The sequence below is a fragment of the Sphingobium sp. SYK-6 genome, from assembly GCF_000283515.1.
GTDB lineage: Bacteria > Pseudomonadota > Alphaproteobacteria > Sphingomonadales > Sphingomonadaceae > Sphingobium > Sphingobium lignivorans.
The window spans coordinates 721,277-742,677 of the sequence record NC_015976.1 but is presented as its reverse complement, the minus strand read 5'-3'; the positions used below and the strand labels follow the sequence as shown (position 1 = coordinate 742,677).

Genomic DNA, 21,401 nt, shown 5'->3' with positions numbered 1-21,401 from the left:
AGCCGATGGCCTTCTTGCAGCATTGTTCCCCCGGTCGGGCCAGTCCATGACGACTCATCGCTGAACCGGGGCCGATGATTCCACAACCAGCGCCACGGTCAATGTCGTCGCCCCCGGGCATGTCCTGCTTTGGGACAAGCCGGCTCGCACCAGCCTTCCACTCCAACGCAAGGCCCTGCGTGAGATCAGCTCTGGCGCGCGGATGGGCTGCTCGTGTCCAGCACGGTCTCCATCGCCACATAGGTCGACGTGCTGGCGACATGCGGCAGGCTGGAGATCTTTTCGCCCAGCACGATGCGATAACGGCGGATATCGGCAGTGCGGACCTTGAGGAGATAGTCGAAGTTGCTCGCGATCATGTGGCATTCCTCGACTTCCGGGATCCGACGGACCGCCCGGTTGAACTCCTCCAGCGCGGCCTCGCGGGTGTCGGAGAGCTTCACTTCGGTGAAGGCAACATGATCGAGGCCGAGCCGGCGCGGATCGATGATCGCCCGGTAACCGCGGATGACGCCGGTCTCCTGCAGTTTCCTCACGCGGTTCTGGCAGGGCGTCTTGGAGAGGCCGACCTGCGCGGCGAGCTCGGTGATGGGAATGCGCCCGTCGCGCAGGAGAATGTCCAGTATCTTGCGGTCGAATGCATCAAGATTCGCCTGCTGTTCAGGACTTCTCATAGCTTCTTGCCTATCAAGCTGCCGATAATCAGGCGATATGCCCAATCCCAGCGTCATAATCAGGCATGCGAAAAAGTCGAGACTGCTGTACTAGATTGTCCATGTCCTACACCGCCCCCTTCGCCGCTTTCGCGCCCCCCGTCCGCGATCAGTCCCCTCTCCGCCAGGCCATCACCGCCGCCTATCGCCGCCCGGAGCCGGAGTGCATCGCCGCCCTGCTTCCCGCCGCGACTCTGCCGCAGCCCGTCGCGGCCGCCGCGGCCCAGACCGCCCGCATGCTCATCACCCGCCTGCGCGCCAAGCACAAAGGCAGCGGCGTCGAGGGACTGGTGCAGGAATATGCGCTTTCCAGCCAGGAAGGCGTGGCGCTCATGTGCCTGGCCGAAGCGCTGCTGCGCATCCCGGATGCCGCGACCCGCGACGCGCTGATCCGCGACAAGATCGCCCCCGGCGACTGGGCCTCGCATCTGGGCGGCGGGCGCTCGCTGTTCGTGAATGCCGCGACCTGGGGACTGGTCGTCACGGGGAAGCTGGTCGACCCGGTGCATGACGGCAGCCTCTCCGCCGCACTCACTCGCCTCGTCGCGCGCGCCGGCGAGCCGGTGGTGCGCAAGGGCGTCGACATCGCCATGCGCATGATGGGCGAGCAGTTCGTGACCGGCGAAACCATCGGGGAAGCGCTCCGGCGGGCCGGAAAGCTCAACGCGAAGGGCTTCACCTACAGCTTCGACATGCTGGGCGAGGCCGCCGCGACGGCAGAGGACGCCGCCCGCTACATGCGCGACTATGAGCAGGCGATCCACGCCATCGGCAAGGCCGCGGCCGGCCGGGGCGTCTATGCCGGCAATGGCATTTCCATCAAATTGTCGGCCATCCATCCGCGCTATGCCCGCGCGCAGGCCGACCGCGTCATGACCGAGCTGCTGCCCCGGGTGAAGGCGCTTGCCGCGCTGGCCCGCTCCTATGACATCGGTCTCAACATCGATGCCGAAGAAGCCGACCGGCTCGAACTTTCGCTCGACTTGCTGGAGAGCCTTGCGCTCGATCCCGAACTGGCGGGCTGGAACGGCCTGGGCTTCGTCGTCCAGGCCTATGGCAAGCGCTGCCCCTTCGTGATCGACTGGATCATCGATCTGGCGCGCCGTGCCAATCGCCGCCTCATGGTCCGTCTCGTCAAGGGCGCCTATTGGGACGCGGAGATCAAGCGGGCGCAGGTGGACGGCCTGCCGGACTTTCCCGTCTATACCCGCAAGGTCCACACCGACGTCGCCTATGTCGCCTGCGCGGCAAAGCTGCTGGCGGCGCGGGACGTGATCTTCCCGCAATTCGCCACGCACAATGCCCAGTCGCTCGCGACGATCTATCACATGGCCGGGCCGGAGTTCACGCTTGGCGACTATGAGTTCCAGTGCCTGCACGGCATGGGCGAGCCGCTTTATGAGGAGGTGGTCGGCGCGGGCAAGCTGGACCGTCCCTGCCGCATCTACGCACCGGTCGGCACCCATGAGACGCTGCTGGCCTATCTCGTTCGTCGCCTGCTGGAGAACGGCGCGAACTCGAGCTTCGTCAACCGCATCGCGGACCCTCGCGTGCCGGTCGAGGCCCTGATCGCCGATCCCGTGGCGGAAGTGGCCGCCATGCCGATACCCGGCGCCCGGCACGACCAGATCGCCCCGCCCTCCGGCCTGTTCCCTGACCGGCTCAACTCCGCCGGGCTGGACCTGAGCGACGAGAGCCAGCTTGCCTCGCTCTCCCGCGCGTTGCTGGACAGTGCCGCCATGCCATGGACCGCTGCCCCAGCGGACGGCAGGGGCACGGAACGGAAAGTCGTCAATCCGGCGGACCATCGCGATGTCGTGGGCAGCGTGGTCGAGATGGCGCCCGAGGATGCGGCCGCCGCCGTCGCCCGCGCCGCCGCCAGCCCATGGGCGAACATATCCGTCGCCGAGCGCGCCGCCCCTCTGGAAAAGGCCGCCGATGCGCTGCAGGCACGCATGCCGGTCCTCCTCGGCCTCATCATGCGGGAAGCGGGCAAGTCCGCGCCGAACGCCATTGCCGAAGTGCGCGAGGCGATCGATTTCCTGCGCTATTACGCCCAGCAGGCGCGCGCGACCCTGGCGCCCGACATGCCGCCGCTCGGCCCGGTCGTCTGCATCTCTCCGTGGAATTTCCCGCTCGCCATCTTCACGGGCCAGATCGCGGCCGCGCTGGTCGCGGGCAATCCCGTGCTCGCCAAGCCGGCGGAGGAAACGCCGCTGATCGCGGCGGAGGCCGTGCGCATCCTGCATGAGGCGGGGGTTCCCGCCGATGCGCTCCAGCTCATCCCCGGGGACGGCGCGGTTGGCGCGGCGCTCGTCGCGACCCCGGAGACCGCCGGCGTCATGTTCACCGGTTCGACGGAAGTTGCCCGGCTCATCCAGGCCACGCTTGCCCAGCGCCTTTCTCCGGCCGGCCGGCCGATCCCGTTCATTGCCGAAACCGGCGGCCAGAACGCCATGATCGTGGACAGTTCCGCGCTCCCCGAGCAGGTCGTGGCCGATGTCATTGCCTCGGCTTTTGACAGCGCGGGCCAGCGTTGCTCCGCCCTGCGCATCCTCTGCCTGCAGGACGATATCGCCGACCGCACGCTGACGATGTTGAAGGGCGCTCTTCAGGAACTGCGCGTCGGCCGCACCGATGCGCTGGCCATCGATATCGGCCCGGTCATCACGGCGCAGGCCAAGGCCGGCATCGAAGAGCATATCGACGCCATGCGCGCGCGGGGACGGACGGTCGAGCAGCTTCCGCTGCCGCAGGAGACCGCCCACGGCACGTTCGTGCCGCCCACCATCATCGAGCTGGACGACATCACGGATCTTACCCGCGAGGTCTTCGGTCCGGTGCTGCATGTGATCCGCTACCAGCGCGCCGATCTCGACCGGCTGATCGATGCCATCAACGCCACCGGCTATGGCCTGACCTTCGGCCTGCACACGCGGCTTGAGGAAACCATCGCGCATGTCACGTCCCGCGTGCGGGCGGGCAATCATTATGTGAACCGCAACATCATCGGCGCCGTGGTGGGCGTGCAGCCCTTTGGCGGACGGGGCCTGTCGGGCACCGGCCCCAAGGCTGGCGGGCCGCTCTATCTCGGCCGCATGGTGCAGGGCAATCCGCAGGCATTGCCGCCCGCGCTTGCGCGGCCCGATCCGGCCCTTGCGGCCTTCATTGCCTGGCTGGACAATCGGGGGGAGACCTCGGCCGCCGCCGTCGCGCGGGATTATGGCGCGCGATCACCGCTTGGACTGGAAACGGAATTGCCCGGCCCCGTCGGCGAGACCAATGTCTATGCGCTGCATCCGCGTGGCGCCATCCTGCTGATGCCCGCGACGACCAACGGCCTCTACCAGCAGATCGCCGCCATTCTCGCGACAGGTAACAAGGGCCGTGTCGAGGGCATGTCGCTGCCGGCCGATCTGCCGCCCGGCGTCGCGACCCGCCTGTCCGCCAGCGCGCAGGACGCGTTTGGCGGCGCCCTCATCGAGGGCGAGGCCGAGCGCCTGAGCGCTGCTCTGGCGGAGATCGCCGCGCGCCCGGGCGCCGTTATGCTGCCGCAAGGCGCCAGCCCGGCCGCCTGTGCCGGAGGGCCCGTCTATCGACTGGACTGGCTGGTCGAGGAAGTCTCGACATCGGTCAACACCACCGCTTCGGGCGGCAATGCGAGCCTGATGACGATCGCGTGATCGCGCTGCCCTGAAAGGCAGCAGGTGCGGATATCGATCAGCCAATCTGATGGGCCGCTAACATGCGTGTGGGAATTGCCGGCTTGCACGGCGCGCTTCATATTGCGCAAAGCCTCGCTTCGCCTGTAGGCTGGCATCCCCAGCGGCCCTGGCTGCCGGGTAGTCAAGCCGGCTGGTCATGCAGGGGGCGGGAGAAACATGCATCGCCTCGCAAAGCACGACATCGGTCGATATTTCGCGCATCGCCACACGCAACGCCTCGCACGGGTCCTGTTCGGGGTGGGCTGCGCAGCGCTGCTGATCGCGTGCATGCGGCTTATCGGATCGACAACGAGGCTTCCGGCTCCCTTCGCCTGGCTTCTTCCGGCCATCGTCTTGGCGACGCTCTACGGACGCTGGCTGGCCGGCACGGTCGCGATGGCCTCAGGCATTCTCGGGATCTGGCTTTTCATCCTTCCCAATCAGGCTGTCTATCAGGTTCTTCCTCTCACGGATGGCGCGCGCGCGCTCACAGTGGGGCTGATCGGCTTCATTCTTCTGTTCCTGACGGAGACTTTCCGCGCGCATGTCGATCGCCTGGCCCTGGAACGGGAGACCGAGCTTGCCCGGCGGCAGATGCTCCTGCGGGAAATCGAGCATCGCACCCGCAACAACTTCGCCATGGTCGCCAGCCTTCTGGAGTTCCAGCGCCGGCAATCAACCTCTCCGGAGGTCGGCCTCGCGCTCGACGATGCCATAAAGCGCATTCATATCTTCGCGGATGCCTACACCCAGCTCGAAGCCAGCCCGGGGGAAAGCAGCGAGGTTGCCATGAAGCCCTATCTCGCACGGCTTCTCGAGCGCTTCAGCGAAGGCCTGTTCAGCGAGCGCATCGCCATCGAAAGCGCGCTTACGGACGTCTCGCTTCCGGGCAAGGCCGCCGTAGCCGTGGGGCTTTATCTCAACGAGGCACTGACCAATTGCGCCAAGCACGCTTTTCCGGAAGGTCGGGCCGGCACCGTGCGTGTCACGCTGGTTGTCACGGAGAATGGTTGGCAGCTTGCCATCATGGATGATGGCGTTGGCGGAGCCAGTCACATGACGAAGGCAGCGACGTCGGGGAGCGGCCTTGGCGGCTCCCTCTTCGAAGCCCTGGCAGCGCAAGCCGGCGCACGCCATGAGGTGACCGTCTCGCAGAGCGGTCGGCGTCTGGACCTGATCAGCCGTCCCTGAGCGCGCGAGAGCGACCAGGCAGCTGCGGACGCGACCGGCTCGATGAGCCGGCCGCGCGACGCCCTCAGATCGGGAAATGTCCCGGCTGGGTCTCGATGGTGATCCAGCGCAGCTCCGTGAAGCTGTCGATGCCGGCCTTGCCGCCGAAACGACCATAGCCCGAAGCCTTCACGCCGCCGAAGGGCATCTGCGCCTCGTCATGGACCGTCGGCCCGTTGACATGGCAGATCCCGGATTCGATCCGCCGGGCGACGCTGAGGCCCTTGGCCGTGTCGCGCGTGAAGACCGAGGCCGAGAGACCATATTCGGTGTCGTTGGCCAGTTCGATCGCATGCTCGGCGTCGCGTGCGCGGATGATCCCCACGACAGGACCGAAGCTCTCGTCCCGGAAGAGCTTCATGTCGGGCGTGACGCGGTCGATCACATGCGCCGGCATCAGCACATTCTGCGTCGTCTCGCCGCCCGTCAGCTGCTCCGCGCCCTTTCCAAGCGCATCCTCGATCAAGGACAGGCAATGCGCGACAGTCTTGGTGTCGACGACCGCTCCCAGCGGCGTGCTTCCCTGCCGGGGATCGCCAACAGGCATGGCCGAAACCTTTGCCTTGAACCGGGCGGCGAATTCGTCGGCCACCGCATCCACCACGATGATCCGCTCCGTGGACATGCAGATCTGCCCCTGGTTCATGAAAGCGCCGAAGGCGGCCGCCTTGACGGCTTCATCCAGATCGGCGTCCTCCAGGACAATGAGCGGGGCTTTGCCACCCAGCTCCAGCAGCACGGGCTTGAGATGCTCGGCGGCACGCTTGGCGATGATCTTGCCGACCCCGGTGGAGCCGGTGAAATTGATCCGCTTGACTTCCGGCGCGTCGATCAGCGCGCCGACCACTTCGCCCGCATCGGCTGGCGCATTGGTGACGACGTTGACGACTCCCTCGGGGAACCCCGCATCTGCGAATGCCTCGATGATGAGGGCATGGGTGCGCGGGCAGGTCTCGCTCGCCTTCAGGATCACGCTGTTGCCGCAAGCCAGCGGCACGGCGATGGCGCGCACGCCGAGGATGATCGGCGCATTCCAGGGCGCGATGCCGAGAATGACGCCCACCGGTTCGCGCAGCGCCATGGCGAGGCAGCCGGGCTTGTCGGAGGGGATGACTTCGCCATTGATCTGCGTCGTCAGGGCCGCTGCCTCGCGCACCATGCTGGCCGCCAGTCCGAGATTGAACAGAGCCCAGCCCTTGGTGGCGCCGATCTCTCCCATCATCGCATCGACGAACGCGTCCGCGCGGGCTTCCAGCGCCGTCGCGGCTTTCATCAGCACGGCGCGGCGCGCATTGGGGCCCATCACCGACCAGGCGGTGAAGCCTTCGCGGGCCTTGCGGGCGATCGCGGGAATGTCACCCGCCTTGAGCGCGGGCGCCGACGAAGCGACTTCGCCGGTCATGGGGTTAAGCCGGGTAAATTCCATTCTGTCTCTCTCCTGGTCTGGCGCGATCCGCGCTGAGTCCATTGACGGGGACCTTCTTGCCGCGACTCCCGCTCAAGTCCAGTGTGAAGGCATGGGAATTGTCATGTCGGCCGGCATTGCTGCACTGGATGCCCGCCCCGCTTGACCGTGAGGGGGAATGTCGACTTGACCGGGAGGCAGCGCCGGGCGCATCTGGCCCGGGGACGTGCAGCTGCGAAGGCGGGCCAGTAACCGGGGCTGCCCGGTTCGCGCAGGGCACAAATGGGGGCAAGACGGAAATTCATGGCCAGTTCCCTTTCCGAGAGTGATCTCCGCCCGAAGACCTATCGCGCTTTCATCAGCTACAGCCATAGCGACGAAGCGATTGCCCAGAAGCTGCACAAATGGCTCGAACGCTACAGGATCCCGAAGCGGCTCCAAGGCCAGAAGACAAGCCGCGGCACCGTAGAAGGCCGGCTCACCCCCATTTTTCGCGATCGCCTCGAGCTGCCGGCGGCCAGCGATCTCAATGCCGAGGTCAGGCAAGCGCTGGCAGCGTCCGAAACGTTGCTGGTCCTGTGCTCCCCGGCTGCGAAAGGCTCCAGATGGGTCAACGCCGAGATCAGCTATTTTCGGGACCTGCATCCCGACCGTCCCGTCATCGCGGCCCTGCTGGACGGCGAGCCGGAAGAGAGCTTCCCCGACGCCTTGCTGGCGCCGGACGAGCAGGGCATCGCCCGTGAGCCGGTCGCCGCCGATTTTCGCAAGAATCAGGACGGTCCCAAGCTCGCCCGACTGAAGGTCGTCGCCGGCCTGACAGGCCTGGCGCTCGACCAACTGCTCCAGCGGGAAGCGCAGCGGCAACTGCAACGCGTGATCGCCGTCACGCTTCTGTTTCTGCTGGTCGTGATATTCATGGCGTTGATGCTTGTTTATGTAGCCAATGCCCGGCGGGAGGCAGAAAGAGCGCGTTATCAGGCAGAGGGTCTGGTCGAGTTCATGCTGACTGACTTGCGGGACAGGCTGAAGGGCGTCGGTCGCCTCGACGTGCTTCGGTCCGTGAACGAGCGCGCCCTCGCTTATTACGGGGAGCAGACGGATCTGGCGGCGCTGCCGACGGCATCCCTCGAGCGGCGCGCGCGCATATTGCACGCGATGGGCGAGGACGATCAGCGCCGAGGGGACACCCGCGCGGCACAGGCCAAGTTCCGGGAAGCGCACAGGGTGACAAGCGCCCTGCTCAGCTCCGCGCCGGAGGACCCGCTTCGGATCTACGCCCATGCCCAGAGCGAATTCTGGCTCGCCTATCTCGATTTCGTTCGGCAACGCCATTCGGACGCCATGAGGGGCTTCACCACCTATCGGAACTATGCCCGCGAGTTGATCCGGCTCGCGCCGGACAACATGAGCTACCAGCGCGAGCTGGCCTATGCGGACGGGAATATCTGCGCGGTCGCCATCGCGCTGGCAAAACCCAGCGAAGATCTTCAGGCTTGCCGGAGCGCGCTGGAAACCATGGAGCGGGTGGCCCGCTCCCAGCCGGAAGACCAGGGCATCCAGGCCGATCTCGCCAATCGCCATGCCTGGCTCGCCGATGCCCTGCATCTGACGGGGCGCGATGAAGAAGCGCTCGCCGAGAGACTGAAGCAATCAACCATTATTGAAGAGTTGCTGAGGCAGGATCCCCGCAACGCCTCCTTCCTTCAGGACTGGATGCTCGCCCGCTACTCGACGTCCAGCCTTCTTCAGTCTCTGGGACAACACCAGAAAGCGACCGAAATGAGGGAGGAAGCGCTGAAGCTGGCGGACAACCTGATCTCGACGGATCCCGAGAATAATGATTGGCGGGTGTGGCGGACCAAGTTCGAACAATAGGAACCAGGAGACACGAATGTACGGCCCCAGCTATGTTCAGAAGCAGCTTGCTCCCTTCGCGCCGCCGGAGGCGGCCTCGACCACAAACAAGGTGCGGTTCGACATCACGCTCGGCGCCAAGGACGGGGCCGTTGTCCTGGAGTTCGAGCAGGCTGGATGTCCGGGTCAGGACTTCATCACCATCACCGAGGATTGTTTCGTGGAAATCGTCCTGCATGGTGACCAGATCTTTTTCTCCAAGGATCTGGACGGCATCACGACCAAGACCGAGCTGGCTTCTTTCTATGGCGGCCTCACTTACGAGCAGTATGACCGTAAGACGGGTCGATATCGTATGGTTTCATTTCATGCGCGATACAATAACGGCGGCCAGGCCGGGACAATTCATGGTTTCAATGTTAATGTGGATCTGTTTCGCGGGTTCGACGATCAGCGGCAACCCAAGTGGACGGCACTGACCATCGATCCGGACATCAAGAATCCCCCGCCGATCCCGAGCTGACCGGAAACGAAAGGTCCTGACCCTGTTCAGCCTCTCCCAGATCAGGCAAACGGCCCGAACAGGCGACACGCTTCGTGCGTGGCGCATGTTCGAGGCCGCGGGCTGGTTGAACTCCGACGAGGCCGACGCGCTGAGCCTGCGCGGGCGACTCCTGAAGGATCGGGCCCTCAGGAGCGCCGGCGAGGACCGTACGCGCTATTTTGACGAGGCCGAGGCTGCCTATATGCGCGCCGCGGGCAACCGGCGCGCCACATATCCTCTCATCAACGCAGCGACGATCGCCTTCCTCAATGGCAAGCCCGAGCGCGCGCAGATGCTGGCGCAGCAAACGCTGGCCGTTCTCGAGAGCGGCGACTACGAACCGGAAACGGCATACTGGCTGGGGGCGACCCGGGCCGAGGCCTTGCTGCTGCTGGGAGACATTCCCGGAGGCGTCACCGCTCTGGAGGCCGCCGTCGCCAGAGCGCCCCAGGCCTGGGAGGACCATGCAGCCACTATCCGCCAGCTGCAGCTGATCCTCCAGCAGGCGAACGCCGCGAATGATCTTTTCGATCATTTGCGTCCTCCGGTATGCCTGCATTTCAGTGGCATCATCCACCTGCCGGTTCAGGAAGAGGGTATCCGCGACGTCGTGGAAGCGATGCTCGACCAGATACGGCCCGGCTTCGCATTTGGCGCGCTCGCCGCCGGCTCGGACATTCTGATCGGCGAAATGGTGCTGGCGCGCGGGGCCCGGCTGCATGTCGTGCTGCCCGGCCCGGTCGATCTCTTTCGCGAATCCTCGGTCATCCCCTTCGGCGATCAGTGGGCGCGACGCTTCGATACGCTGATCGAGGCCGCCGACGCTGTGGAGACGCTGGGCGGGATCACGCGCCTGTCGGATGCGGCCGTCACGCTGGCCGAGGAGATGGCCATGGGGCTGGCGATCCGCCACGCCCATTCGCTCGCAAGCAAGGCGGTTGCGCTGCGCCTGCGACGCTCGACGGATCAGGTGAAGGCATCGGAAGCGGTCTGGCGACGCCGGGGACTCCCCGTTTATGACCTCGCGATCGACCGGGAATCTCCGGCTTCGATGCTCGCGACGCTGGACACGGGCCGAAGACGCGCCATCCTGGCTTCCACCGAAGCCTTTCCGGCCGATCTCGAACGGACGTCAGGCAATCGCCCACGGTTCGTGCAGGATGTGTGGCTGATGGACTTCGACGATCTGGGTCACGCCATCGAAATCGCCACGACCTTCCTGCGTAGCGCCCCGGAAAACTCCCTCGGCCTCGTATATCACGTCGTCGACAGGAAGGACGATGATGAACAGGAGCTCGCCGAGATTGCGAGCCTGCTTGCCTGCCGTGCGCCGCAGGGAACGATCTGTGCGGCGGCGCCCGGTGCCTTCGCGCTCGACCTGTGCGCGCCCGGCCATCATTTCGAAGCGGCCGGCGAACTGGTGACGCAGTTCGGTGACATCCCGATTCGGCTGTTTTCGCTCTCCGGCGCCGCTTGAGCCGCCTCCGGCCCCGCAAGCTCAGTTGATCATGTCGCGGAGCATGCGCGGCGCGAGGATGATGATCGCGTCATCATCCCTGCTGATGATGCCACGGCGGGAGAGGATGGCGATCGCCCGGGAGGCTGTCTCCCTTGTCGTGTTGGCGCTGAGGGCCAGAGTCGTGACCTGAGGCGGCGGCGAGATCCGATTGTCCTCGTCGGCCAGTTCCATCAGCAAGGCATAGACTCGCCCGGCAGCGCTGTATGTGGTTCGCGCGGCCATGCGATCGAGGGCCCTGTCGAGCTGCCGTGCAAGCAGAATCGCCAGAGCGGCCCCGATCTGCGCATGTTTCGCCGCGAGTGCGGCGATCGTCCGGGCCTCGGCGCGGAGAAGATGGCAGTCATCCACCGCGACGATCTCGCCCCTGCACGTGGTTGCGGCAGGATAGGCCCCGAAGAATTCGCCCGGCCCATGCTGGGCCAGTTGCTGCCATTGCCCATCCATTCGCAAGGTCTGGACCCGCACGCGACCATCAACCACCAGCCAGTTGTGATCGAGTGCAGCGCCCTGCTGCGCGAGCACTTCCTTAGCGGCCACGCGGACATGGCAAAGCGCGTCGGCGAGGAGGAGGCGCGCGGTTGCCTCATCGCACTGCAAGATGGCCCCGACGGCCATGATTTGCTCCTCAATCTCCAATGGATGCCGCTCCCCGACTAGCTTTCCAGCGCATAGCGCACTTCCGGCCCTGCGTGAAACCGCCTGCTGACGAGCGACTGCAAAACGAGGCCGTGATCTCCGTCACGCTCCCCGGCGGAAAAATCTGCTAGCTCTCCACCTGCGACCCGAAGGTGGCTCACCGGCTACCTATAACTTTGGCCCGGCAACTCTGGTTGTCGGGCCATTTTTTCGACGAGGGCCTGTCCAGGGCCACCCCGCACGGGACGCTCCGATAAAGCAGGTTATTGCGCTGCCGCTTCATGCGGAACTTCCACCCCCGAAAACTCCTTCCTCCTGCATGGGACAACAGCGGGAGAGCAACGGTGCGGCAGGAGATATGGACCGTCCGGCGTTTGTGCGGAGTCGCGATCGTCATTGCGGGAGCCGTGGCCGGATTGGCCGACCTGGTCGGTGACATGAACCTCACGGCACATATCGATACGCTCGGCACAGCCTCGGCGCTGCTGTTGAGCGGTCGCTTCAGCCACACTGCCTTGGCGGCCTCGCCGACCCGCGCCCTCTGTCATTCCCGAACCACATAATCTCGACCGCCCCTACCCAACCCCCAGGAGACGAGACGATGTTCCTTCATAACAAGCGCCTTCAATATACCGTTCGCGTATCCGAGCCGAACCCGGCCCTGGCCTCCATGCTGCTCGAGCAGTTCGGCGGCCCGGATGGCGAGCTTGCAGCCGCCATGCGCTATTTCACGCAGGGCCTGGCGGAAGACGATCCGGGCCGAAAGGACATGTTGCTCGATATCGCGACCGAGGAACTCAGCCATCTGGAAGTCATCGGGTCGATCGTCGCCATGCTGAACAAGGGCGCCAAGGCCGCGATGAGCGAAGGCGCGCTTGAGGAAGCGGAACTCTACATGTCGCTGAACGCGGGTGGCGACAGCCATACGCAATCGATCCTGTACGGCGGCGGCCCCGCACTCACCAACAGCTCGGGCGTGCCGTGGACGGCCGCCTATGTCGACAGCCGTGGCGACCCGACCTGCGACCTGCGGTCCAACATCGCCGCGGAAAGCCGGGCCAAGATCGTCTACGAGCGGCTGATCAACATCACCGACGATCCTGGCATCAAGGATGCGCTGGGGTTCCTGATGACGCGCGAAATCGCTCACCAGAAGAGTTTCGAGAAAGCCCTGTACTCGATCAAGGACAACTTCCCGCCGGGCAAGCTGCCGGGACTGGAGCCCTACGCCAATCTCTACGTGAACACCTCGCAGGGCGAGGGCGATGCGACCGGCCCCTGGAACACGGGTGAGCAATGGGAGCGGATCGACGAGGTCGAGGCCAATCTGCCGCTCGATGGCGGTGACGGGCAGGCGAGCGTCAAGCTCCCGAGCGTGGACATGAAGCGGTCCGCGGCGATGATGGCGCGGCTGCAATCGGATCCCAACGCCAATCCCACGACCGGCGCAGATCTTGGAGCCGCCCCCGGTGCCGGCAAGACCACCGACGAGGATCTCGGCGGCGCCAAGGACATGGCGCAGGCGAAGAAAATGAGCGACGCAAAATCCTGAGGAACAACGAAATGGCGACGCAAGCGACTGACCGCAGCGAAGCGCTGCGACATGAATTCGTCGTCGGTCTCAAAAATGCTCACGCAATGGAGCAGCAGGCACTTTCGATCATGGACCGGCAGATCGAGCACCTTGCCCGATATGCCGAGGTCGAACAGCGCCTGAGGAGCCATCGCGGCGAGACCGAACATCAGGTCGAGCGACTGGAACGCATCCTGGCTTCGCTCGGCGAGACTCATTCGACGGTGAAGGACATCACCATGAGCATCGGCGGCTCACTGGCCGCGCTGGCGCACAGCTTCGCGTCGGACGAGATCCTCAAGAACAGCTTCGCCAACATGGCTTTCGAGAATTTCGAGAAAGCCAGCTACAAGGCCCTCATCATCATGGCGGAGGCCGGTGGCTATCGCGAGGCCATTCCGCTGCTGGAGGAGACCCTGCGTGAAGAGGAAGCCATGATCACTTTCCTCGATGAAACCCTCCCTGCCGTGGTGACGAAATATCTTTCACTGCGGGCGGCCGGCGAACAGGCCGGCCATTGAGCCCTTTCTGGGCGGGCAGCCTCGCAAGCCTGGTCGCCGGGTTGGCCACGGGCCTGGGTGCGCTGGCCATCCTGGCGCTCAAACCCAGCGAGGGACAACATCATAATCTGTTGGGGTTTGCGGCGGGCGTCATGCTCGCCGCATCCTTCTTCTCGCTCATCATTCCGGGCATCGAGCAGGCGCAGGCGCTGGGCGCGACGCGCCCTGCCGCTGCGGCCATCGTGGTGATCGCGGTGCTCATCGGTGCCGGGGCGCTGGGCGTGCTCGGCGCGACCCTCCCGAAACTCCATGCCGTCGGGCCCTGGCCGGTATCCTTCGCCGATGCCCGAAGCCGGCGCATATGGCTGTTCATCGCGGCGATAACCCTGCACAATTTCCCCGAAGGCATGGCCGTGGCCGTGAGCTTCGGCGGTGGAAACTATGCCGCCGGCATGACCACGGCGCTGGGGATCGGGCTTCAGAACATCCCCGAGGGACTCGCCGTCGCAGGCGCGGCAATGAGCCTGGGGCTCTCGCGAGGCCTGTCCTTCCTCATTGCCCTGCTGTCCGGCCTCGCCGAGCCGATCGCCGGGATGGCGGGCGCCGCAGCCGTGGCGGTGGCGCAATCCTTCCTGCCATGGGCATTGGGCACGGCAGCGGGCGCGATGATCTACATCGTGACCGCCGAGATCATCCCCGACATGCATGACCGGCCCGAGGGCCGCACGAGCAGGGCCTGGCTCATGGCTGGCCTTGCAATCATGATCTTCCTCGACGTGACGCTCGCCTGAAAAGGCCGGGTCAGGGCACGACCAGCACCGGGCAAGGCGCCAGCGATGCGAGTTTCTGGGAAACGCTGCCGAGCAGCAGGCCGGTGAGGCGACCGCGACCGCGCCGCCCGAGGACGATGAGATCCACGGCTCTGCGTGCCGCTTCGGACAGGATCGCTTCAGCCGGATCGCCCCAGAGAAAGCAGTGATGAATGGTGACAACGCCGGCTCCACTGGCGCGCTCGACCGCTGCCGCCACGATCTGCTCGGCGGCGCTGTCGAGAGCGCTGCCGATGTCCGTTTCGGCATGATTGAGCTGGCGCATCTCTTCCGCCGACAGCTCCCCGGCGACGGTGAGGATCACGAGATCCGCCTCCAATCCACGCGCAAGCTGCGCCGCCATGTCGACCGCGCGGTCGGCACCCGCCGAGCCGTCCGTCGCCACCATGATCCTGTCCATCAATCTGTCCTCCAGAACTGCGGCCCTTCCGGTCCGTTGTGAAGCGCAAGGTTCAGGCCATGGTGTTGATGGCCTTGCGAAACTGGGCGAGCGCGACCGCATAGAAGACCGCGCCAATGGCGATGATGGCGAGAAGCTGCGGCCAGACCACGCTGATGTCCGCGCCCCGGTAGAGGATGCTTTGCGCCAGCTTCACGAAATGCGTGGTGGGCGCGGCCAGCATCACGTCCTGCACCGCTTGCGGCATGCTCTCGCGCGGCGTGCTGCCGCCGGACAGCAGTTCCAGCGGGACGATCGTGAGGATCACCAGCAGGCCGAATTGCGGCATCGAGCGCGCGAAGGTGCCGAGGAAGATGCCCATGGACGTGGTGGCGAAAAGATGCGCGGCCGCGCCGAGCAGAAACAGCCCAACGGAGCCCTCGATCGGCACCTGCATGGCACCGCGCACGATGATGCTGAGCGAGAACCAGGTGGCGACGAGCACCACCAACCCCATGGACCAGACCTTGGCGGCCATGATCTCGAATGGCGTGACCGGCATGACCAGCAGATGCTCGACCGTGCCATGCTCGCGCTCGCGGATGAGCGCCGCGCCGGTCAGGATGATCGAGAGCAGCGTGACATGGTTGATGACCTGCATCACCCCGCCGAACCAGAGCGAGGTCAGATTGGGGTTGAAGCGCGCGCGCACCGCCACATCGACCGGCAGCGCTGCCGCGGGCGCGCTGCGCGCCGCATAAGTCGCGATCTCCTTGTTCACGATCTGCTGGACATAGGCATTGCCGGAAAAGGCCTGCGCCATGCGTGTCGCATCGACATTGAGCTGGATGGCGGGATTGCGGCCGGCCAGCAGGTCGCGCTGGAAGTTGGGCGGGATATCGAGGACGAATGTGTAGAGTCCCTGATCCATCGCGGCATCGATATCGCTCTGGGTAATCATGACCGGCGGATTGAAATAAGGCGGGTAGAATGCCCCGATGATCCGGCGCGAGAGCTGCGAGCCATCCTCGTCGATGATGGCGATCGGCGCCTTGTTGAGCGTCTCGGGAATGCCGGTCGCGGCGACATAGACCGAGCCGGTGAAGGCCCACAGGATCAGCACGACCATCATCCGGTCGCGCCACAGGCTGCGCATCTCCTTGATGCCGAGCCGCATGATGTTGGCCAGCCGCATCGCTTCAACGCTCCTGCTTGCGCACCAGCGCAATGCCTGCCGCCATCAGCAGGGGTGCGGTGATCGCGAGAGCCGTGAAGGCTCCGGGAAGATCCGAGACGCCCAGCGCCTTGCAGAAGACGCCGCGACTGATCGTGAGGATGTGCGTGGCGGGATAGACCGTGCCGATGAAGCGGCCCGACCCTTCCAGCGAGGCGACCGGCGTCAGCATGCCCGAGAACTGGACCGCCGGGATGATGGTGGCGATGGCGGTGCCGAAGATGGCGGCGATCTGGGTGCGCAGGAAAGTGGAGCAGATGAGGCCGATCGCGGTCGAACTGAGCACGAACAGCAGCGCACCCAGGCTCAGCGCGAACAGGCTGCCCTTGAGCGGCACGCCGAACACCGTGACGGCGAGGATCGTCAGCAGGACGAAGTTCAGCATCGCCAGCACCACATAGGGAAGCTGCTTGCCGAGGAGGAACTCGGTGCGGGTCACCGGCGTCACATAGAGATTGACGATGGAGCCAAGCTCCTTCTCGCGCACGACGCTGAGCGCGGTCAGCATGGACGGGATGAGCAGGAGCAGGATCGGGATCACGGCCGGCACGATCGCGACGAGGCTCGCGACATCGGGATTGTAGCGATAGCGCGTCTCGATGCCGGCAAGGCCGAGGCTTGGCCGCGCGCCCAGCTCCCGCATGGCGAAATCCGAGAGCCAACTGAGGTGCATGGCCTGCACATAGGACAGCACGGTCTCGGCGCGGCTCGGCATCGAGCCATCCACCCACATGCCCACGGACACCGGCCTGCCCCGGCGGATGTCACGCGCGAAATGCTCCGGAATCTCTATGACGACGCTCAGCTCGCCGTCCCGCATCCGCCGGTCGAGTTCGGCATAGCCATGCACCGGCGCATGCTCGACGAAATAGCGCGAGCCGGAGAGATTGAGCGCATAATTCTGGCTGGTGGTGGTCCCGTCCCGGTCGAGCACGGCGAAGGTCAGATTCTCGACGTCGAGGCTGATGCCATAGCCCATGATGAACATGAGGATGATGCTGCCCACCAGCGCCAGCGTCGCGCGGATCGGGTCCCGGCGCAACTCCAGCGCCTCGCGCCGGCTGTAGCTCAGCATATGGCGCAGGCTGAAGCGCGCGTCCGCCTTATCGCCCGTGCGGGGCGCGGCGGCCAGCGTCGCCGGGGTATCGCCCGCCAGCGCTTCACCATCGCCCTCGAAACCGCCCATGCGGCGCAGATGATCGATGAATGCCGCCTCGAGGTCCGCCGCCCCGCTGGCGCGCACCACGCCGGCCGGCGTATCGGTCGCCAGCACCCGGCCCATGTGCATGAGGGCCACCCGGTCGCAACGCTCGGCCTCGTTCATGAAATGGGTGGAAATGAAGATGGTCACCATGTCCTTGCGGGCCAGGTCGATCATCATCTGCCAAAACGCGTCGCGAGCGATGGGATCAACGCCCGAGGTCGGCTCGTCGAGGATCAGGATCTCGGGCGCGTGGATCATCGCCACGGCGAGGCTGAGACGCTGGCGCTGGCCGAGCGGCAGGCTTTCCGGCCAGGCGTCCATCAGATCGAGCAGGCCGAAGCGCTCGGCCATCTCGGTCACGCGCGCCGCGATCCGGTCGTCCGGCACCTGGAAGAGCTGGGCGTGAAGCTCCAGATTCTGCCGCACTGTCAGCTCGGTGTAGAGAGAGAAGCTCTGCGACATGTAGCCGACCCGCTTGCGCGTCTCGATATCGCGCGGATCGACCGGGCGGCCGAACAGCAGGGCCTGGCCTTCACTAGCGGGGAGCAGGCCGGTCAGCATCTTCATCGTCGTCGTCTTGCCGCAGCCGTTCGACCCGATGAAGCCGAAGATCTCGCCGCGCCCGATGCTGAAATCCACATGATCGACGGCCGTGAAGTTGCCGAAGCGCATGGTGAGGCCGCGCGCCTCGATCGCGGGGATGCCGTCCGCCATCGCGTCCCGGGGCGGGATCGTCACGGCGTGATGCTCGCGCCGCTGCTCCTCGGGCAGCAGGGCGATGAACGCCTCCTCCAGGCTCGCGGCGCCGGTGCGCTCGCGCAACTCGGCTGCCGTGCCGGTCGCAAGGACTCGCCCCGCATCCATGGCGACGAGATGATCGAAGCGCTCGGCCTCCTCCATATAGGCCGTGGCGACCAGCACGCTCATGCCCGGGCGCTCGGCGCGGATCCGGTCGATCAGCTCCCAGAACTGCACGCGGGAGAGCGGATCGACACCGGTCGTCGGTTCGTCGAGCAGCAGCAGATCCGGATCGTGGATGAGCGCGCAGCACAGGCCGAGCTTCTGCTTCATGCCGCCGGAGAGCTTGCCGGCCGGGCGCGTGCGGAACGGTGCGAGGCCGGTCGCGGCCAGCAACGTCTCGATGCGCGCCTCGCGCTCCGCACGCGCCTGGCCGAAGAGGCGCGCGAAGAAATCGATATTCTCGAAGACCGACAGGGTCGGGTAGAGATTCTTGCCCAGGCCCTGCGGCATATAGGCGATGCGCGGGCAGATGCGCCGCCGGTGCCGGGCGTCGGCCATGTCTCCGCCCAATACCTCGACCTGCCCTTCCTGGATCGCGCGGGCGCCGGCAACCAGCGCGAACAGGCTCGACTTGCCGACGCCGTCCGGCCCGATCATCGCCACCGTGCGCCCGGCGGGGAGCTGAAGATCGATGCCGTCGAGCGCCACCACATCGCCGAAGCGCAGGTGCACGCCGGACAGGCGAACGGCATCGTCGGTCATTTGAGCGGAGTCAGCGCGAGCTGCGCCGGCCATGCCCCCGAACGATCGATCCGCACATAGGCCATGCCCGGCATGCCCGACTTCACCACATTGCGGTAGCGGGCCAGCAGCTTGGGATCGATCGAGGCGCGCACGCGGAACATGAGCTTCTGCCGCTCGTCCTTCGTCTCCACCGTCTTGGGCGTGAACTGGGCGACGTCGGCAATGAAGGTGATGCGCGCCGGGATCACCCGATCCGGCGCGGCATCGAGCACGAGGCGTGCCTCGTCGCCGAGACCGACCCGGCCGACCGCCTGCTCGGGCAGGAAGAAGGTGAGATAGACATCGGTGAGATCGATGAGATTGAGCACCTTGCCGCCCGCGCCGATGACCTCGCCCGGCTCGGCAATGCGATATTGCACGCGCCCGGCGCGAGGCGCGCGCAGCGCGGCATCGTTGATATTCGTTTCGACCTGACGGACCAGCGCGCTCGCCGCCTGCGCATTGGCCTGCGCCCCACTGGCCTGCGCGCGGGCCGTGGCGATCGCGGCATCGATGGCCGCGACCTGCGCCTGCGCCGCGTCGACACCGGCCTGAGCGGCCTGCAGCCGGGCATGGTCATCCTCCTGCTCCTGGCGCGGCGTCGCGCCTTCGGCCGCGAGCGCGGTCGAGCGGCCGAGATGCTGGCGCGCGGTGGCGAGATCGGCCTGCCGCTGGCGGAGCTGCGCAAGGGCTGCCGTGCGCTGGCTGAGCGCCTGCGCCACCTGCATCTGCGCCGACCGGACGCTGGACCGCGCCGCTTCGCTCTGCGCGCTCGTCTGGGCATGCTGCGCTTCCAGCGTGTCGACGTCCATCGTCGCCAGCAACTGGCCCGCCTTCACTTCATCCCCCTCATCGACGAGGATGTCGCGGATGCGCCCCGGCGCCTTGGCAGCGACATCCACTTCCGTCGCCTCGATCCGGCCATTGCCGCTGGCGATCCCTTCGCCAAGCGGATCGCGCGTGAGATAGTAGCGCCAGGTCAGGACAGCGGCGATGGCCACGGCGGCTATGGCGAGGCGTATCGCCCATTTCTTCCAGTTGGTACTCATGGCATCTGCCCCTGCCCTTCGGGTTCGGAAAAGCCGCCGCCCAGCGCAGCGTAAAGCGCCACGCCGCTGGCCAGCCAGGCGCGACGCAGCTGGACGAGCTGCTGCTGCGCTGAGAAACGGTCGCGCTCGGCATCCAGCACCTCGAGATAGGCGGCGCGGCCGGCCTCGAAGCGGATCGTCGCCAGGCGGGAGCGCTCGCTCAGCGCGGCAATCGCCTGCTCGGTGGTCGCGATCTGCTCATTGAGCCAGCGCCGCTGCGCCAGCGCATCGACCACGTCGCGAAAGGCGGCCTGAATGGTCTTCTCATAAGTGGCGATCATCTCGTCACGCTGCGCCTCACTTGCCCGCAGACTGGCGCGCAGCTTGCCGGCGGTGAAGATCGGCAGCGAGACGGTGGGGCGGAACAGCCACAGGCCGGTGCCGGCACCGAACAGTCCATCGAGATCGTTGCTGGTGGTGCCCACCGCGCCGGTCAGGCTGATGCTGGGGAAGAAGGCGGCACGGGCGGCGCCGATATTCGCTTCCGCCCCGCGCAGTTGATGCTCGGCGGCCACGATGTCCGGCCGATTGGCGAGCAGCTCGGAGGGGAGGCCGGCGGGAATGGACTGGGTGCGCCCCATCTCGGCGAGGCTGTGCGTCAGCGCCGCCTCCTCGACCGGCGCGCCGACCAGCAGCGCCAGGGCCGTCCGGTTCTGCGCACGGGAAAGCTCGATCGACTGGATGGCGCCGGCGGCCTGCGTGCGCAGCGTCTCGGCCTGCGTCACTTCGATCCGCGAGCCAGACCCCAGTTCGTAGCGCCGGGTGAGGATCTGCAGTGCCCGCTCCCGGTTGGCGAGCGTTTCGCGCGCCAGTTCCAGCCGCTCGGCATATTCGCGATCGGCAAGGCAGCCCGCCGCCACTTGCGCGACCAGGATCGTCGCCAGACCCCGCCGCGCTTCCGTGCTGGCGAGATATTGCTGGAGCGCGGCCGTCCGCAGGCTGCGCAGCCGCCCGAACAGGTCGATTTCCCAGCTCGTCTGCAGCATGCCGTCATAGCTGGTCAGCGTGTCCTCGCGGAGCATCTGGGAAAAGCTTTCCGGCAGCCCGGCCTTGACCATGCCGGCGGACCCGGCGAGCTGGGGCGCGAGATCGGCACCACGCGCCCGCAGCGCCGCGCGGGCCTGCTCGATCCGGGCCGCAGCGACACGCAGATCGCGATTGTTGGCAAGGGCGCGGCCGATCAGCGCCCTGACTTGCGCGTCGCCGAAAAAGGCCTCCCAGCCGATCTGCGCCGCGGCGTTCCCGCCGAGCGGCGCGCTCTCCTCGGGATAGAGCGCCGGCACCGGCATCGCCGGATGCTGCGGTGCAGGGGCAAAGGAGCAGCCGGCAAGCGACGCGGCCCCGAAAACTGCCATCGATCGTCTGAGGAAACTTGCCAATTTGCCCGTCCGTTCAGCTTTCCGGGTTTGTTACCGCAGCGCAGCGACGGGCATCATTGGGGATGCTACGTAGCCGCCTCGGATC

General features: G+C 66.1%; 16 protein-coding genes. 8 read left to right on the top strand and 8 right to left on the bottom strand.

What is annotated here, in order from left to right; translation table 11 throughout:
- Nucleotides 1-185: 185 nt before the first annotated feature.
- A complete protein-coding gene (locus tag SLG_RS03495; RefSeq protein WP_014075035.1) occupies nt 186-674 on the bottom strand; it encodes an Lrp/AsnC family transcriptional regulator in 489 nt (162 codons plus the stop codon).
- A gap of 101 nt (nt 675-775) precedes the next feature.
- Here SLG_RS03495 and putA point away from each other — a divergent pair, with 101 nt between their 5' ends.
- On the top strand, nt 776-4,396 hold the full coding sequence (gene putA / locus SLG_RS03490; protein WP_014075034.1) for a trifunctional transcriptional regulator/proline dehydrogenase/L-glutamate gamma-semialdehyde dehydrogenase: 3,621 nt from the start codon (nt 776-778) through the stop codon (nt 4,394-4,396).
- A 198-nt stretch (nt 4,397-4,594) separates the two neighbouring features.
- Nucleotides 4,595-5,608, top strand: a complete 1,014-nt coding sequence (locus SLG_RS03485; RefSeq protein ID WP_014075033.1) for a sensor histidine kinase — start codon at nt 4,595-4,597, stop codon at nt 5,606-5,608.
- 64 nt (nt 5,609-5,672) lie between these two features.
- On the opposite strand, the gene SLG_RS03480 is transcribed toward SLG_RS03485, so the two are convergent.
- Nucleotides 5,673-7,073, bottom strand: coding sequence for an aldehyde dehydrogenase (locus SLG_RS03480; protein ID WP_041391705.1), 1,401 nt, complete (start codon nt 7,071-7,073; stop codon nt 5,673-5,675).
- Nucleotides 7,074-7,355: 282 nt separating this feature from the next.
- Here SLG_RS03480 and SLG_RS03475 point away from each other — a divergent pair, with 282 nt between their 5' ends.
- From SLG_RS03475 to SLG_RS03465, 3 genes are read left to right on the top strand one after another with little or no spacing between them, the layout of a single operon-like run.
- Entirely contained in the window at nt 7,356-8,927 is a 1,572-nt protein-coding gene (locus SLG_RS03475; protein WP_148276477.1) for a toll/interleukin-1 receptor domain-containing protein, read from the top strand.
- A gap of 16 nt (nt 8,928-8,943) precedes the next feature.
- The gene (locus tag SLG_RS03470) at nt 8,944-9,429 is read left to right on the top strand and encodes a nucleotide synthetase (protein WP_014075030.1); all 486 of its coding nucleotides are present in this window, start codon (nt 8,944-8,946) and stop codon (nt 9,427-9,429) included.
- Nucleotides 9,392-10,927 (top strand): TRAFs-binding domain-containing protein, encoded by a 1,536-nt coding sequence (locus SLG_RS03465; protein ID WP_331386529.1) that lies wholly within the window; start codon nt 9,392-9,394, stop codon nt 10,925-10,927. The genes SLG_RS03470 and SLG_RS03465 overlap by 38 nt, the downstream gene beginning before the upstream one ends.
- 21 nt (nt 10,928-10,948) lie before the next feature.
- Here SLG_RS03465 and SLG_RS03460 read toward each other — a convergent pair whose 3' ends face one another.
- The gene (locus tag SLG_RS03460) at nt 10,949-11,584 is read right to left on the bottom strand and encodes a Crp/Fnr family transcriptional regulator (RefSeq protein ID WP_014075028.1); all 636 of its coding nucleotides are present in this window, start codon (nt 11,582-11,584) and stop codon (nt 10,949-10,951) included.
- Nucleotides 11,585-12,206: 622 nt separating this feature from the next.
- On the opposite strand from SLG_RS03460, the gene SLG_RS03450 reads away from it, so the two are divergent.
- From SLG_RS03450 to SLG_RS03440, 3 genes are read left to right on the top strand one after another with little or no spacing between them, the layout of a single operon-like run.
- Nucleotides 12,207-13,157, top strand: a complete 951-nt coding sequence (locus SLG_RS03450) for a manganese catalase family protein (RefSeq protein ID WP_014075027.1) — start codon at nt 12,207-12,209, stop codon at nt 13,155-13,157.
- 11 nt (nt 13,158-13,168) lie between these two features.
- Nucleotides 13,169-13,699 carry a DUF892 family protein gene (locus SLG_RS03445; protein WP_014075026.1) on the top strand — a complete coding sequence of 177 codons (531 nt, stop codon included), beginning with the start codon at nt 13,169-13,171 and terminating at the stop codon, nt 13,697-13,699.
- Nucleotides 13,696-14,469: a ZIP family metal transporter gene (locus SLG_RS03440; RefSeq protein WP_014075025.1), complete on the top strand. Its 774-nt coding sequence runs from the start codon at nt 13,696-13,698 to the stop codon at nt 14,467-14,469. The genes SLG_RS03445 and SLG_RS03440 overlap by 4 nt, the downstream gene beginning before the upstream one ends.
- 10 nt (nt 14,470-14,479) lie before the next feature.
- On the opposite strand, the gene SLG_RS03435 is transcribed toward SLG_RS03440, so the two are convergent.
- Genes SLG_RS03435 through SLG_RS03415 form a run of 5 tightly spaced genes read right to left on the bottom strand, consistent with a single transcriptional unit; the run spans nt 14,480 to nt 21,292 of the window.
- Complete coding sequence (locus tag SLG_RS03435; protein ID WP_014075024.1) at nt 14,480-14,908, bottom strand: universal stress protein; 429 nt, start codon at nt 14,906-14,908, stop codon at nt 14,480-14,482.
- A 52-nt stretch (nt 14,909-14,960) separates the two neighbouring features.
- Nucleotides 14,961-16,082: an ABC transporter permease gene (locus SLG_RS03430; protein WP_014075023.1), complete on the bottom strand. Its 1,122-nt coding sequence runs from the start codon at nt 16,080-16,082 to the stop codon at nt 14,961-14,963.
- A gap of 4 nt (nt 16,083-16,086) precedes the next feature.
- Nucleotides 16,087-18,828 carry a ribosome-associated ATPase/putative transporter RbbA gene (rbbA, locus tag SLG_RS03425; RefSeq protein ID WP_014075022.1) on the bottom strand — a complete coding sequence of 914 codons (2,742 nt, stop codon included), beginning with the start codon at nt 18,826-18,828 and terminating at the stop codon, nt 16,087-16,089.
- Nucleotides 18,825-19,898 (bottom strand): HlyD family secretion protein, encoded by a 1,074-nt coding sequence (locus tag SLG_RS03420; protein WP_014075021.1) that lies wholly within the window; start codon nt 19,896-19,898, stop codon nt 18,825-18,827. The genes rbbA and SLG_RS03420 overlap by 4 nt, the downstream gene beginning before the upstream one ends.
- On the bottom strand, nt 19,895-21,292 hold the full coding sequence (locus SLG_RS03415; protein ID WP_014075020.1) for an efflux transporter outer membrane subunit: 1,398 nt from the start codon (nt 21,290-21,292) through the stop codon (nt 19,895-19,897). Before SLG_RS03415 ends, SLG_RS03420 begins: the two co-directional genes overlap by 4 nt.
- Nucleotides 21,293-21,401 lie beyond the last annotated feature (109 nt).